General features: G+C 31.8%; 19 protein-coding genes and 1 tRNA gene. 11 read left to right on the plus strand and 9 right to left on the minus strand.

What is annotated here, in order from left to right; genetic code table 11:
* Positions 1–34 precede the first annotated feature (34 nt).
* Positions 35–217, minus strand: coding sequence for a hypothetical protein (locus HA144_RS01940; protein ID WP_209041943.1), 183 nt, complete (start codon positions 215–217; stop codon positions 35–37).
* Positions 218–387: 170 nt separating this feature from the next.
* Between HA144_RS01940 and HA144_RS01945 the strand changes: the two genes are divergently transcribed.
* The 7 genes from HA144_RS01945 (at position 388) to HA144_RS01975 (ending at position 3,094) form a co-directional block, all read left to right on the plus strand.
* On the plus strand, positions 388–708 hold the full coding sequence (locus HA144_RS01945) for a DUF3303 domain-containing protein (protein WP_075487788.1): 321 nt from the start codon (positions 388–390) through the stop codon (positions 706–708).
* Positions 709–760: 52 nt separating this feature from the next.
* Positions 761–1,039 carry a DUF3764 family protein gene (locus HA144_RS01950; RefSeq protein WP_209041945.1) on the plus strand — a complete coding sequence of 93 codons (279 nt, stop codon included), beginning with the start codon at positions 761–763 and terminating at the stop codon, positions 1,037–1,039.
* A 38-nt stretch (positions 1,040–1,077) separates the two neighbouring features.
* Positions 1,078–1,359 carry a DUF3303 domain-containing protein gene (locus tag HA144_RS01955; RefSeq protein ID WP_209041947.1) on the plus strand — a complete coding sequence of 94 codons (282 nt, stop codon included), beginning with the start codon at positions 1,078–1,080 and terminating at the stop codon, positions 1,357–1,359.
* Positions 1,360–1,390: 31 nt separating this feature from the next.
* Positions 1,391–1,648 (plus strand): DUF1651 domain-containing protein, encoded by a 258-nt coding sequence (locus HA144_RS01960; protein ID WP_209041949.1) that lies wholly within the window; start codon positions 1,391–1,393, stop codon positions 1,646–1,648.
* A gap of 31 nt (positions 1,649–1,679) precedes the next feature.
* Positions 1,680–1,829, plus strand: coding sequence for a hypothetical protein (locus HA144_RS01965; RefSeq protein ID WP_209041952.1), 150 nt, complete (start codon positions 1,680–1,682; stop codon positions 1,827–1,829).
* A 190-nt stretch (positions 1,830–2,019) separates the two neighbouring features.
* Entirely contained in the window at positions 2,020–2,409 is a 390-nt protein-coding gene (locus HA144_RS01970) for a putative quinol monooxygenase (protein ID WP_209041954.1), read from the plus strand.
* A gap of 382 nt (positions 2,410–2,791) precedes the next feature.
* The gene (locus HA144_RS01975; protein WP_209041956.1) at positions 2,792–3,094 is read left to right on the plus strand and encodes a hypothetical protein; all 303 of its coding nucleotides are present in this window, start codon (positions 2,792–2,794) and stop codon (positions 3,092–3,094) included.
* Here HA144_RS01975 and HA144_RS01980 read toward each other — a convergent pair.
* From HA144_RS01980 to HA144_RS01995, 4 genes are all read right to left on the minus strand, one after another.
* Positions 3,091–3,276, minus strand: coding sequence for a hypothetical protein (locus tag HA144_RS01980; RefSeq protein WP_209041959.1), 186 nt, complete (start codon positions 3,274–3,276; stop codon positions 3,091–3,093). The two genes, HA144_RS01975 and HA144_RS01980, sit on opposite strands and share 4 nt — an antisense overlap.
* A gap of 27 nt (positions 3,277–3,303) precedes the next feature.
* Positions 3,304–3,441 carry a hypothetical protein gene (locus HA144_RS01985; RefSeq protein WP_193742620.1) on the minus strand — a complete coding sequence of 46 codons (138 nt, stop codon included), beginning with the start codon at positions 3,439–3,441 and terminating at the stop codon, positions 3,304–3,306.
* A 263-nt stretch (positions 3,442–3,704) separates the two neighbouring features.
* Entirely contained in the window at positions 3,705–3,836 is a 132-nt protein-coding gene (locus HA144_RS09545; RefSeq protein WP_257470393.1) for a hypothetical protein, read from the minus strand.
* A 91-nt stretch (positions 3,837–3,927) separates the two neighbouring features.
* Positions 3,928–3,999 (minus strand) — tRNA-Thr (locus HA144_RS01995).
* A 237-nt stretch (positions 4,000–4,236) separates the two neighbouring features.
* Here HA144_RS01995 and HA144_RS02000 point away from each other — a divergent pair.
* The 3 genes from HA144_RS02000 (at position 4,237) to HA144_RS02010 (ending at position 6,131) form a co-directional block, all read left to right on the plus strand.
* The gene (locus tag HA144_RS02000; protein ID WP_209041961.1) at positions 4,237–4,704 is read left to right on the plus strand and encodes a hypothetical protein; all 468 of its coding nucleotides are present in this window, start codon (positions 4,237–4,239) and stop codon (positions 4,702–4,704) included.
* A gap of 106 nt (positions 4,705–4,810) precedes the next feature.
* Positions 4,811–5,266 carry a hypothetical protein gene (locus tag HA144_RS02005; RefSeq protein WP_209041963.1) on the plus strand — a complete coding sequence of 152 codons (456 nt, stop codon included), beginning with the start codon at positions 4,811–4,813 and terminating at the stop codon, positions 5,264–5,266.
* Between the two features lie 10 nt (positions 5,267–5,276).
* The gene (locus tag HA144_RS02010) at positions 5,277–6,131 is read left to right on the plus strand and encodes a PD-(D/E)XK nuclease family protein (protein ID WP_209041965.1); all 855 of its coding nucleotides are present in this window, start codon (positions 5,277–5,279) and stop codon (positions 6,129–6,131) included.
* A gap of 34 nt (positions 6,132–6,165) precedes the next feature.
* Here HA144_RS02010 and HA144_RS02015 read toward each other — a convergent pair whose 3' ends face one another.
* Both HA144_RS02015 and HA144_RS02020 read right to left on the minus strand, forming a co-directional pair.
* A complete protein-coding gene (locus HA144_RS02015) occupies positions 6,166–6,663 on the minus strand; it encodes a hypothetical protein (protein ID WP_209042543.1) in 498 nt (165 codons plus the stop codon).
* Entirely contained in the window at positions 6,663–6,842 is a 180-nt protein-coding gene (locus HA144_RS02020; protein WP_209041967.1) for a hypothetical protein, read from the minus strand. Before HA144_RS02020 ends, HA144_RS02015 begins: the two co-directional genes overlap by 1 nt.
* A 255-nt stretch (positions 6,843–7,097) precedes the next feature.
* Here HA144_RS02020 and HA144_RS02025 point away from each other — a divergent pair, with 255 nt between their 5' ends.
* Entirely contained in the window at positions 7,098–7,880 is a 783-nt protein-coding gene (locus HA144_RS02025) for an SIMPL domain-containing protein (protein WP_209041969.1), read from the plus strand.
* A gap of 99 nt (positions 7,881–7,979) precedes the next feature.
* Here the strand turns inward: HA144_RS02025 and HA144_RS02030 are convergent, their stop codons facing one another.
* Together HA144_RS02030 and HA144_RS02035 are read right to left on the minus strand one after the other, a co-directional pair.
* Positions 7,980–8,168 (minus strand): hypothetical protein, encoded by a 189-nt coding sequence (locus HA144_RS02030; protein ID WP_209041971.1) that lies wholly within the window; start codon positions 8,166–8,168, stop codon positions 7,980–7,982.
* 319 nt (positions 8,169–8,487) lie between these two features.
* Positions 8,488–13,293 (minus strand): DEAD/DEAH box helicase family protein, encoded by a 4,806-nt coding sequence (locus HA144_RS02035; RefSeq protein ID WP_209041973.1) that lies wholly within the window; start codon positions 13,291–13,293, stop codon positions 8,488–8,490.
* Positions 13,294–13,336 lie beyond the last annotated feature (43 nt).

Below are 13,336 nucleotides of genomic sequence, written 5' to 3' on the forward strand. Positions count from 1 at the left end.
TTCATAAATATCTATGGAGTTAAAAATCTTTTACTTACCAGTGAAAATTATCAGAAGAACCAATCGTTAAATTTCTAGTGGACATCTTATGGAACTTAAAGTGTACCGAATCACTGAAATCCTTTTCATCTGTGTAATTCACAAGATCTACTGGATCGATATTTTCATCGAACCATGCATCATATTCAATATGGTTTGGTTCGGCAAAAAAACTCATATCCAATTAATAGCTACCAAAAAACATATAAACGGTACATGCTATACCAAATAAAGATCCTTTTTTTGCGAATTCATATTGAAAAGGCTTAAAAATCTAAATTTAAAGATAATTTAAATGCTTTTTAAAATATGGTTTTTAAATTGAAATTACATTCATGATATTTATCTATGGCTTACTATCACGTTCATGGACTTATTCCAGACGGAATTTCTCAGTCCGAAGGTTACAAAATGTTTGAGCAGTATATTGCTTCCGGTGCACCAATGGATAATTTTGATGGATTTGAATTGATAAGTAGATTCCATGCGCCTGAAACAGGGGAGGTTTTTGTAACTTTCAAGGCTGATAATCACTTAGCAATATCTCAACATTTTGGAGTGTGGAGAGCGAAATTTGGACTTGATTGGAATATCACTGCCGTTTTAAATGATGATGAGGTTATTCAAAGAAACAAACAAGTTGCTGATGCTGTTGCCGCAATGGGATAATTGAAATGATTGATAGTCGATCTAGAATAAGGAGCAATTAGCTCCTTTTTTTATGTCTCTTGAAACTACTGTTTTTACATTCAAAATAAGCGTCCCTTATGAAGAATGGGCTGCAGTTTATGACAGCCAAGAAAATATACAAATGAATAAAGAACGTGGAATTGTTTGCTTATATAAAGGTGTTAAGAAAGATGATACAACCAGTGTAATTCTCATTGAACAGGGTGAAGAAGGTACATCAATAGCTATGTTTGAAGATCCAGCAGTGAAACCATTAATTGAGAGTGCAGGTCATATTTATGATTCAACTGTCATATCAAGTTACTTTTAAATTTCACTCATAAAATAAGTTTAGATTACTATTTATTTATGTTGTTTCTAATTTCTAATAAATTTACTGATGCAAATGCCCAAGAGAAGGGATCCAAAATGTTAAAAGAATGGTACGACAAAGGAGGGCCACAAAATAGACCAGAGGGTTATGACGTTAAATCTTGGATTTTCTTACCTCAACATGGCAATGGGTACTCTGTTATAGATGCTGATTCTTTAGAAACTATTTGGAAACAGTGGAGTCCTTGGAGAGAGATATTGGAATTCACTATTGAACCTTGTGCAGATTTACATCAAACAGTAGCTCTATATTGTTAATGAAAGGCTTACTACTTATACCTTTTAATTAATGACTAAATCTTATTGGTTGATTAACTCAAAAAGAACAGAAGTAAAAAGATTTATCAAAAATGATAAGAGTGTAGAGGGTGTTTTTGAGTACATGTTTGTAGATACTGGAAAAATAGTTGGTGTGTTTGGAAAAGAACCACCTGTAATGACAACAACAATTTCTGTAGATATAGATTTGGCTAGAGAAATTTATGAAAGGTTAATCTCTCATGGATGGAGTAAAACTGAGGAAGTTTGGAATAAAAATGGGAGATAAGCATGTTTGAGCAATTTAGCAAAGATAAAAAATGAAACGTTTACTATTGACTCCTATATTCAAAAGTTTTAAAAGAAGTGCTTTTTTCTCATCACTTAATAAGAATTCTTGTCCTGTTTATGATTCTGAAGAAATAAAAAAACAAGAACAACAAGAAGCTATTAAAAAATTGTATCCATAAAAAAAAGGGCGTTAGCTTCGCCCCAGTCAAAAAGCAGGATAATCCCCATCACCCGGCCTTTTATAAAATCCTAGCACTACATATGGTGTTTGTAAGTAATAAAAATTTACTATTGGTGGAGTTGTTTGTTTCTAATTAATTTGTCATGATGGAAATCCCCATCACCCAGGCTCGCAAGAGTCTTTTTTTTATGTCTAGTTTTGGATCAGACACTCCATTTATGCTTCTTGCAAAACTTAAAGTTAAGGAAGATAAGGTTGCAGAATACTTAGAAATTGCAGATAAGACAGATAAAGCTGTTAAAACTGAGGAACCAGGAATGCTCCATCATACTTTTGATCAAGATCCTGATGATCCTCTTCGTTTTGTATGGTCAGAAGTCTATAAAAATGATGATGCTTTACTGGCTCATTTAGCTAATCCAGCATTAGGTGTTTATCTTGAGGCTCATGTTGAACTGGGAACTGATCTTTCGGTTGAATTTTACGGAACTGTGGGAGATAAAGTTATTGAAGCCATGAATGCAACAGGAGTTCCATATAAGATCTTTAAAACAAAATTTGGTTATAGCAGAGTTTAAGGAATAAGAGTATTTACTAATTAGTTCGACTAAATTATTAATAAGAATCTGAGTGCTAGAGGTAACCATAGACATAGAAGAATCATTAGTAAAATAGTAATAGCATGGATATTTGGAATGTAATACTCTTTTAAAATTTGTGTTTTCATAATTTATCTCGCCTTCTTAAGTTTGATTTCTCTTCTGATAAGCAACGCTATTACCACTACACACATGTTCATTAGAAATACGTCTAATCGCATTTTTTGAAAAGTCTCTACTTAATTAATAGCAAGATTATTGATCTACGAATCAAGAGATGATTACAAATTTTTGTTGGCTTAATAAAAGGAATTTAAAAATTAAATTTATGCTTAAATATCTCAGTTCTTTTAACTATTAAATGGCTTATTCAGAAACAAGAATAGTAATAGGCGGTCTAGCCCATGTACCTGTTCTTATTTTTATAGCAAATTTCATTAAAGGTAAGTTTGTAATTAAAACTGAAAAGGCAAATGATACTGTAGTTCATCAAGAGCCAGTTAAAATTATTGAGGTAAAAGATACAGTATTTAAAGAAGGAAAAGCAGAAGCTATCAGGGAACTTTCAAACAAGCTTGACAGTATTGAACAGAAGGCTGATGAGGTTTATGAAAAGGTAAAGAAGAAAAAAAAAGATAAGAAGAAGAAAAAAAAGAATAACTAAATTGAGACCCTATCAAGCATCAATACATCTTGAACTTGGATTGTATCTCTCTTATCTTCATCTTCGGGATCTTTATAAGATTCAATTTCAGCTTGAATTTTTCTCTTGTAAACTCCTTTGATATAGTCAATTTCTCTACTCTCTTTATTCAAGATTGAGAATGGTGATCTTTGTAAGTTCATAACTTTCTCCTAATAAATAAGTTTCGATCAGCTCCAGTTTTTATCAGATTCAACAAAGCTATCTAATGTTTGCTGATTCCTGATTTCTTCTTCAAGAAGTTCTTCTTCTGATCTTTCTTCAATCTCAGATTTATGATCTTCTTTTAGGGTGGATTTGGTAGACATTTGCTCATGACGACTACAACTATGTTCTAACTAGTAAGACAAGCCATTCGACTAATAAATATGTACGGTTTGAGGTACTAACTTATACGGATAAAGGATCAACAATTGAATTTGAATATGGTTAAAATGTTAAGAATTTAGTTCAATTTTTCCCTTTAAGAATCATCAGCATTGGCAGACCAATAAGCATCAGACTCCCATCGATTAATAAGAAGATATTTAGATTCATTTTTCCATTTCTTCGTCGATATTCCAATTAAGAGTTATCCCTTTTTTAAGGGGGTCTTTTTCATATCATCCATCTCTTTTCTGATTTTGTTGTAGTATGCCTGCTCTTCTGGATCATCAGAACCAAGACCATAATTCATGGTTGCCGCAAGATATATTCTGTGCATCTTGTATGACGATAATGCCATTTCTTAAGACAATGTTTTAAATTCTAAAATATATAAATGTTATTTAAGACTAATTAGTTTTATTGGGCTATAACCTCGCCTAGACATGAACTTAGGGCCTCTCCCTTACCAAGGGAGTGCTCTACCGCTGAGCTACAAGGGCAATTTTAAAGTGGGCCGGGTTGGACCAATCAAGACTACCTGCAGCACAATGATTCTGAAGTGTGCAGAATAAATTTAGAAGGCCTTTCTGTGGCTGTCAAATTATTTCTAGGGAGTGCTGTAACTTATCTTCAGTCCACTTTTTTGCCTTTGCACTTACTGTAATGGGATAATTTTATTGATTGACAGTCGATCTAACATAGAGGGATAAAACCCTCTTTTTTTATTTTTTTTTTTGATGGGAGCAGAAGCTTATCAGATAAAAGATTACTTTCATGATGAGGCAGTAGCTTTTGCTGGAGCGATGAATCCCAAAGGTAGCCTGGCTCACAATTCAGATGAGATGTATTCATCTGACCGATATAAGTTAGAGAGTTGGAATCCTGAAGATACAATTCCAGTGGCAACTTTTTTTTATGAAAAGTACTCCCCAAAAAAAACATATTTTTATGTCGCATCTTTTACAGAAACACAATGGAAAGAATCTCATATGGAAGTTTATTCACTCTTTTCTATCTGGTGGAATAAAGAATGGAGTCACTGGGAAAAAATACCTGAGTACTGTTGTTCCGTAATATCTGAAAAACCTCAACCACCTTTACATAAAGAAGCAGCAAATTGGATGTTGAAAAGAATGTCTACCAAAGGCTCTGGTTTCGCAGAGGTAGACTATTTTATAGAAGGCAAATTAGAACTAATAATTTGAATATTTTTCATAGACTTCAACTTTTCTTTTAAGTATTTTTTTTATTTGATATCAGAACTAAAATAAGAGTCATGAAACATTCTTATTTAAGTTTAATTTTTGATTAATGGGAGAAGAAACTTATCGAATAGAAGAATATTGGCATGACGAGGTAACCGCTTTTGGTACGGCGTTCGGCATTTTAGGTGAGAGAGAAACACCAAAAGAAGATTTCTGTGAATCAACTGACTTTAATAATCTAGAGAGTTCCTTGCCTCCGGATACCATTAAAGTTGCAACTTTTGTGTACAAAGAATACTCCACAAAAAAAATAAATTTTTATGTTTGCTCATTCCCGGAACCACATCCACATTATTCATATTCTCTCTTCTCAATAATGTGGAGTAGAGATAATCTCTGGGAATTAAATCCTTGGTACTGTTGTTCTGTAAAATCTGAACAACCTCAACCATGTTTACATAAAGAAGCAGCAAATTGGATGTTTAAAGAAATGACTACTAAAGGTTGTGCTATTGCTCCATTAGATGTCTTCAACAATGGAAAACTTGAGATACTAATTTGAATTAAAAGTCATGATAGATCTGAAAAGGAATAGTAAAAAGGAACCTGTAAGAGCAACTGGATTAAGAACGAGAGCATCTTCCTCTTACTCTCCTAATCAGAAAGAGGATTTCAAAATAAGTAGAGGAAGGTTTTCCAATTTTTTAACCTGTAAAAGATGTTTTTACTTGGATAGAGTAAAAGGTTTAGACCCACCTGGAACACCTGGATGGACTTTAAATGAAACTACTGATTTACTGTTAAAAAAAGAATTTGATTATTGCCGAGAAAGACAAATTCCACATAGATTATTTATCGATAATGATTTAAGTCATCTAGTTCCTTTTGATCATCCTGAGATAGATGATTGGCGTAATTCACTCCACAAAGGATTGATGCTTCGTCATAAGGAAACAAACATAATCTTGACTGGAGGAGTTGATGATATTTGGCAGCATAAGATTACAAAGGAATTAATAGTTGTTGATTACAAATCTCAGGCAAAACTTGGGAGAGTAGATAAACAAGATTATCTTGATGATCCATATCATGAAGGATATAAAATCCAAATGGATTTCTATGCATATCTTCTAAAAGGAATGGGATTTGATGTCCATAAAACATCCTATTTTTTAGTTTGTAATGCAAAAAGAGATGATGAAGAATTTAATAAAAGAATGAATTTTGACGAATATTTAGTTCCTTATGATTGGAATATTGATTGGATTGAAGAAGAAATAGATTCAATGGTTTCTTTGATGAATAATGACCAGATTCCTGAACCAAATTTATCCTGTAAAAACTGCGCTTATTCCGAGCAATATGCCAAGTTGGTATGTAATTCTGTGAAAGATGATAGTGAAGAAATTCAAGGAAATCTTTTTTAAGACAAAGTAGTTCTTTAATTAATTTTTATTTTCATCAATCCTTATTTTTATTGCCCAAATATTCTCTTTGTAGTTGGTTTAGTTGCCGGATAGTTTTAGTCTTAAATGCTTTTTGCAATGCTTCTTCGCCATTGCCACCATGCTCCCATACTTTATTTCTTAACCTTGCTGCCTGTTGGCTTTGAATTACAAAATCCCCTTGCTTCCATTTTCTGCCATTGAAATATGATGAGTCATCTATTGGCGGCATTATCTCTGCATCTTTTCTCATATAAACTTCTAAACCGCACCTCTTTTTACTACACACATATTTAGGCTCTGGGCAATGATAAATATTGCCATCTTTATACTCAACAACTTCTACAAAAGGAGGTAGACAACATCCTCTACAGTCATACCTCCCAGTATCATCCCAGACCTTTTGAGTTGGCATGCCATAAACAACAATTAAAAAATTCCTATTACCGCACTCAGGGCAAACAGCAGGTTTACCGCTCCTAATGATTCTTTTTGGCTTGCCTCTTTTCACCATCACATGAAATCGTTCAACATACGATTCCAGTCAACTACTCCACCATCTTTTTTTGTCTCTTGATCTAGCTTGCGTAATTCTTTTCTTACTTCTTGCATCTCTTTGGAGTATTTATGATCATTTTTTGCGTAAGGATCACTCGTGTAATTACCAATAGTTTCTCTTGTAAATAGTTCCATAGTTTTGCTGGTCAATATTGTCTATTTTGAATGCTTTGTTTAGTTCTAAATAACTTTTCTCATAATACAAATATACTTCTTGCGAACAATTATTTCATTTGGCAATATAAGAAACCGACTCCAAAATTGGCACATCAACATAAGATGTTTCCATTAATGGCCAGATAGAACTGAAGGAATAAAAGTCAGGGATTTTTATAATATTTTTCTTTCGGTTCAGCTGTTAAAAAGCTCCTACACACATACTGATAAACAATGAAAATTATTAATAGACTCAGGTCGCTGCCAGGCGATTCTCTGGGCGTTATACGCCGCACTCCGCCACTTGTTTTCGCAATGGCTGTCTTATCTCTTGGAGGATTTATAGGCGCCTCCACGGTCCTTGTGAGAGGGTTCAGAACGGTTGAGAATACTATCACTGTTACCGGTGCAAGTACTGAAAGTTTTGAGAGTGATATTGCAAAATGGTCTGTACAGGTAAAGACCTCAGGGAAAACACAAATTGACTCATTTACCAAGCATAAGCAGTCCATTAATAAGACAATGGAATTCCTTAAAGCCAATGGAATTGAGGACAGTGTAAAGCAGGATGTTTATCTTGGACCTGCGAGTATCAGTGAATATAAAACCAGAAATCCCAAAACTAATGAAATCATTAGAACTGAATGGATTACTTATCAGAATATTGAGATTGAAAGTAGGGATGTTTATAACATCCAGAAGACTCATAGTCAGATAACAGAATTGCTTGGAAAAGGGGTTAGGGTTAAACCAAGCCGTCCTGAATTCACCTATTCAAAGCTGGCTGATAAACGCGTTGACATGCTTGCTAAGGCAGCAAAGGATGCAAGAGTTAGGGCTGAAGCTATCGCTCTACAGGCAGGATCCGAAGTGGGTGGTCTGAAGAAAGTGAATACCGGTGTTTTCCAGATCACAGTTCCAAATTCCACTAGGGTCAGCAGCTGGGGCTCTTATGATACAACTACTATCAAGAAAGACATAACTGCCGTTATGGGGGTGACTTTCGCAGTTAAGTAGATACTCAGGGAGTCTGTTTTTTGCCTTTTAGAATCATCAGCAAAGGTAGACCAATAAGCATTAGGCTCCCATCAATTAATAAAAAAGTATTCAGATTCATTAATCCATTCCATCGGGAATATCCCAAGTAAGAGGTATTCCTTTTTTAACGGCATCTTTCTCTATCTCATCCATTTCTTTTCTTAGCTTGTTGTAATAGGCCAACTCTTCTGGATCATCAGAGCCAAGACCATAATTCATGATCGCTGCAAGATAAATTTTATGCATGCGGTGTGACGATAGTGGCATGAATAAAGACAACCTCTATTTAATATATCTGAATTCAAGGCAAAATGCTGACCTTTGAAATCCATGTTATAGCAATGGATTACGAAACCCCACCATAATACACGGGAAGAAGGGGTAAAAGATAATAAATGAATATTAAATTCTAGAAAACTTTATAGATAATGGAAAAATCAAGGAATGAACTTTGCAATTATTTTTAAACAAGATATATCAAGTTAACTATTATATAAATTTCATGAAATGATTATTTGCTATTAGTATTAATAAAGAAATTAAAAAATATTGTCCTGCACTAATTCCAAAATGAACATAATTTTTTTTAGCTTTCACTCTCCAATCTTTTAAGCCATTCCAACCAATATTTGCTCGCTTCGCTTGGTGTAAATATTGCATCAGCATCAGGGATCTCTCCATCAACAGCAGCTTTTGCAATATCTTTTTTTGATCTAATCCTCTCCATTTTATTTTGACACCAACTCCAATTATCACCATTTGGCAAATCTATATTAGTAAGAGGTAGATAAACACTTATTGATTCATATTCTGTCCCATCTCTATCTAATCTTCCTATAGACTGTTCAAACTCTGTAGAGGTCCAAGGTAACTGGAAAAATACAGCTTTATTACATACAGATTGAAGACCATCAACACCTGTACCAGCACATTGCACAGATGCTACCAACACTTCTACATCTCCTCTTATAAATTCATCAAGAGAGTCATTAAAGCCGTCATCAGTAGCATCTTTATCATTTCCTGTATAAACACAGTAAGTAAAATTATTTTTAATAAGCCAATTTGTTATCGGAATTAATGTTCCTTTTATAAGAGTTATAAAAATAATTGTTTTTTCACCTCTTTTAATACAATCTCTTAGCACACTTAATTTAGGTTTTACTAAAAGTCTCTCCACTTCGTGGTACAAACCTCTTCTTGTAAATGCAATTATTTCAGGAAGCAATGAAGAAGCATCAACATTTTTAGGTATGATTTCAGTCCTAGACAAGTTTCCAGGATTCATTCTTATTCCATTAATGATGAAGTGTTGATAAAGATTCATACACGAATTAAGTTCATCATTAGCTTTTACATCAAAAAGTGTTTCCTGAGTTACAAGTTCAACTAAAGATCTGCCCTCATAAATATTATTAATCACAGGAGTTGCTGATAGACCTAAAACTCTAATCTCTGGATTTAAATTGAGGGATATACGAATGAATTGATTTATAAGACTTCTTCTCTGACTTGATTCTGTTTCTTTTCTTTTTTTTGATTGATGTATCTCGTCAATTACGATCATATCTGGAGAAAAGTTTGAACAGAATTGCAAAAGATTATCGGAGAATCTATTTTGAAATCTTTCATGATTAACTATGACTACATTAATTTTGTTTTGTAGTGGTTCAATAATCCAATTTTCAGGTTTTATATGTAAAACAGCTTCTGGATAACCTGTTTTAAATGTTCTTATCCAACTATCTATAACCCCATTTGGACACGAAATAAAAATCCTTTGACATTTGCATATTTGAGAGGCAAATATTGCTGACAGTGTTTTACCCGTGCCAGTTCCACTTAAATTAAGAATTCGCTTATCTTTTAATAATCTATAAGAAACAAGTCTTTGCATTAATTTAGGTTCTCTATTTCTACCTTTCAAATCTTTAAATTGATATGAATGAGGTATAGATAATTTTTTGGCGCCATAATATTCACTGAGAAATTTTGTTCTAACTTCGTCGCTATAAGTATCTTTTTCAGAAATGTTTGCTTCTAATTTTTTTATAAGAAGCTCTTCATTAGCGAAACAACTATCCCATAATTTAGATGAAGCTTTCGCCTTAAGGAATTCAATTTTTGAAGCATCAGTTCCAGAACTTTCAATCACCCCTGCAGCTTTATCAAGTGCTTTAAGAGTTTTACCGGGATCCAGATTAGGAAGATCATCAACAGTAATTTCATTTAATTTTATAGGTTTGGAGTCTTGATATTCTCTTTTTAAAATATTAGCTTTTCTTTTAAGAAGTCTTAATTCTTTTTCTTCTTTAGAGTACTTATGTTTTACCTCACCTCCAAGATTTAATAATTCTTTAATAGATGGGACCTCAAGATTATTCGACCAATCCTCGAGATCTTTCTTATTAACAACGCCAGTTTGAACAGCATCAATTAAAACATCAAAAGTCCTGCTAAATTTCTCTTGTTCTTTCCTATTTATTCCTTGAGCCTGAAAAAGTACATATAATTCTGAAGGACTTAAAACTGCTAGATGTTCTCCAAGATCTCGAACGAAAGCTTTAATAAACTGAACAGTAACTTTCTGCGATATACCGGAGAAATGATGCTTATTAAATCTCTGGGCGACCTCTAGCCAAGCTAAATTCCCCATTTTTGTTAATGCTGCCACAGCTGAATTTGGTTTCTTATTTTTGTATTCTTCTATCTCAGTATTCCTAAAAAAATCAATTATTTGTGAATAACTAGGCATTATTTCGATTTTTTGACTTGAAAAAATATTTACGTCATCAAGTAATTTTAATAACCGCTTATCTGTCCAATAAATTCTGCTCCCATCTGTATTTACAAGTTGTCCTTGATACTTAAGACCTATCTTATTCGCCACTACACTTTGGCCACCAAACCTTTGAACGACTCCTTTTATCCTATAAGGAGTAGTGGTTTGTTTAGGCATTAGTTTAGGTTCTCCCAAGAATTCTGCATGCCTGTAGAGATATTCCTTTAGATTTTTGATTTCTTTCCAATAACCATTTCCCACATCAGCCAGCTCATTCTTCTTATTTAATAAGAGATAATGATAATCATATTCTTTTTTGGGGATATCAATTTTAAATTTTTTATAAGTCTCTATTCTCTCAAAAAAATTATATTGAATTATTGAATCCCATAACTTTTTATAATTAAAATTTGTGGGAATTTGATCTTCTTTAATTGGTAATTTGCCGAATTCACTTATTAAACTTTTTATTATTTTTTCTTCCTCTCTTAAATTTATACTCTCAATTTCTATTAAATAGTCTTCATAAAATTTTCTTGCCAAATCAACCTCCATTGATTTAAACATTTTAGATTCGATTTGCCTAACTCTTTCTCTACATAAATTAAAATTATTTGATATTTCTTGTAATGTTTTGCCTTTTAATCTTTCCAATATGACAAATACTGATTTTCCATTATCTCTAATTATAGTTTTAAATATTTTTCTTATTAATTTTTGACCCTCCTCTTCTTCGAATTCAGATATGAATAATTTGAAGATTTCTAATTTTAGATATTTATATTCATTTTTATATTCGACTCCAAACTCATCTAAGGAATCGCTTATTTTGTAAAATAAAGATTTTAAAGTTCTAGAAGTTTCATTTGTAGAAAGTAGAAAAAATTCTTCTAAGTTCTTATCGATATTTTCAATATTTAACTTTTTTTTAGAATATTGATTTTTAATATTATTCCAATTTTCCAGTTCTTTATTAAGTAATTTTGTTCCAAATTTAAATTGGTGAGGCTCTTTATTGTTTAAAAAAACATCTCGATTCGACTTTATTATCGACAATTCATTATAAAAATCTTCACCCTTAACTTTTAAGGATTCGAGGAAAGATTTTTCCTTATTTTGAAGAAAATTATAGCTAATACCAAGCTCATTTGCTATTGCTGACTTGTCCTCATTGAAAAGAATTTTTGCAATGATGATAATGTTAATACCCATTTGTCTAGTTAAATTTCGGTAGAATTTTGATAGCCATATAGACGCATCTTCGTAATTAAAATGGGATATTAAGAATTTAAATATTGTTAATTTGAGATATTTTATTTCTATGCCACTATTTTTATTTTTCTCATATATGTAAAACTCAATTTTTTTAAGAAGATTAAAAAATTGTTTTTGTAAAATTATTTCATAGTCTCTGATATTAATATTAAAAAAATCATTTAATTTTGAATCTAAATTTTCTATATTGATATTGGAATTAGCGAATTTATTAGTAACTTCCTGCCAAAATTCCTTTTTTAAATCTTTACCTGAAATGTTGGAAATATTATTTATTTTTCCAAAGGAATCTTTATTTAATTCCAAAATAAAATCTAGATCCACTTTAATCTTTTGAAGACCAAGTTTTAAGTCTGCATAAGATGAAGAACCAAAATTCTTACCTAAAAGTAATTTTGATTTTTTAATTCCAATTAAATCTGACAATTTCTCATAATGATTTCTTCGCAAAGAATTAATAGTTTTTAAAGAGACATTTTCTAATTCATGTATAGGTTTACTGTATATGGGATTTGTATTTATATCCTCTAATTTATCTTTTGTATCTAGATCAATATTTGTATAAATATTACTACTATTAATAGTATTTTTTGAATGAGATTTTTTTAACTCATCATTATTTAAGTTATCTGCATCAGAATAAGTTGATTTGGATATTCCTTCATTTGATTTCTTCTTATTATTACCATTTAAAACCTCTAAAAAGGCACTTTCGTCAAATTCGGTAAATGACTTTTCTAATTTAAATTCATTGGTTTGAAAATAGAAATTATCAGGTCTACTTGATTCTGCATTAGATACATTTAAATTTTTAAGATTTTCGTTTTTTTTCTCAATTTCTATTTTTGGTTTATCTTTAATTATTTGTGGTTTTATAGCAATATTTTCTTTTTTTATCAAAAAAGAAAGAAAGGAAAATGCTTGTATGGTTTCAAAATCGTCTTGACCGTTAACTTCGCCTGAAGAGACTATTTTTTCAAGATTATTTATTAAAGAAGGTTTATTAGAGCATTTTATAAGCCATTCTGAGATTTCAGATTTAAAAGTATCATCTAAAGATCCAATGGCTTTTTTAAAATCTTCCCCACTTAAATAACAATCAGTTTTATGACCTTCCTCTTCCCAAGCCCAACAAAATAATTTAAAGGCCCTATCTATTGGTATTTCTATAGATTTTGGGATTTCTTTCTGAGAATTATCGTCTATTAACTTTCTTTCAGTTTCCTGAATATTTCCATAATTATTTGACTCAAAATTTATATCTTCATCATTATTATTAGACTGATCAATAAACCATTTACCAATCTTCTTTAGCCAATCCTTTTTGCTCACCATAATCAAAGATTTTCTTAAAAAGTTTTTATTTAAAGAACTTTAT

It is taken from the genome of Prochlorococcus marinus XMU1404 (assembly GCF_017696175.1).
In the GTDB taxonomy this organism is placed as follows: Bacteria; Cyanobacteriota; Cyanobacteriia; order PCC-6307; family Cyanobiaceae; genus Prochlorococcus_A; species Prochlorococcus_A marinus_X.

Coding starts and splice junctions, on each gene's coding strand:
- HA144_RS09545 (WP_257470393.1), bottom strand. CDS start 3,836: ATGCACAGAATATATCTTGCGGCAACCATGAATTATGGTCTTGGTTCT.
- HA144_RS02035 (WP_209041973.1), bottom strand. CDS start 13,293: ATGGTGAGCAAAAAGGATTGGCTAAAGAAGATTGGTAAATGGTTTATT.
- HA144_RS01945 (WP_075487788.1), top strand. CDS start 388: ATGGCTTACTATCACGTTCATGGACTTATTCCAGACGGAATTTCTCAG.
- HA144_RS01950 (WP_209041945.1), top strand. CDS start 761: ATGTCTCTTGAAACTACTGTTTTTACATTCAAAATAAGCGTCCCTTAT.
- HA144_RS02030 (WP_209041971.1), bottom strand. CDS start 8,168: ATGCCACTATCGTCACACCGCATGCATAAAATTTATCTTGCAGCGATC.
- HA144_RS01960 (WP_209041949.1), top strand. CDS start 1,391: ATGACTAAATCTTATTGGTTGATTAACTCAAAAAGAACAGAAGTAAAA.
- HA144_RS01965 (WP_209041952.1), top strand. CDS start 1,680: ATGAAACGTTTACTATTGACTCCTATATTCAAAAGTTTTAAAAGAAGT.
- HA144_RS02020 (WP_209041967.1), bottom strand. CDS start 6,842: ATGGAACTATTTACAAGAGAAACTATTGGTAATTACACGAGTGATCCT.
- HA144_RS02015 (WP_209042543.1), bottom strand. CDS start 6,663: ATGGTGAAAAGAGGCAAGCCAAAAAGAATCATTAGGAGCGGTAAACCT.
- HA144_RS02025 (WP_209041969.1), top strand. CDS start 7,098: ATGAAAATTATTAATAGACTCAGGTCGCTGCCAGGCGATTCTCTGGGC.
- HA144_RS01975 (WP_209041956.1), top strand. CDS start 2,792: ATGGCTTATTCAGAAACAAGAATAGTAATAGGCGGTCTAGCCCATGTA.
- HA144_RS01985 (WP_193742620.1), bottom strand. CDS start 3,441: ATGTCTACCAAATCCACCCTAAAAGAAGATCATAAATCTGAGATTGAA.
- HA144_RS01980 (WP_209041959.1), bottom strand. CDS start 3,276: ATGAACTTACAAAGATCACCATTCTCAATCTTGAATAAAGAGAGTAGA.
- HA144_RS02010 (WP_209041965.1), top strand. CDS start 5,277: ATGATAGATCTGAAAAGGAATAGTAAAAAGGAACCTGTAAGAGCAACT.
- HA144_RS01940 (WP_209041943.1), bottom strand. CDS start 217: ATGAGTTTTTTTGCCGAACCAAACCATATTGAATATGATGCATGGTTC.
- HA144_RS02000 (WP_209041961.1), top strand. CDS start 4,237: ATGGGAGCAGAAGCTTATCAGATAAAAGATTACTTTCATGATGAGGCA.
- HA144_RS02005 (WP_209041963.1), top strand. CDS start 4,811: ATGGGAGAAGAAACTTATCGAATAGAAGAATATTGGCATGACGAGGTA.
- HA144_RS01970 (WP_209041954.1), top strand. CDS start 2,020: ATGTCTAGTTTTGGATCAGACACTCCATTTATGCTTCTTGCAAAACTT.
- HA144_RS01955 (WP_209041947.1), top strand. CDS start 1,078: ATGTTGTTTCTAATTTCTAATAAATTTACTGATGCAAATGCCCAAGAG.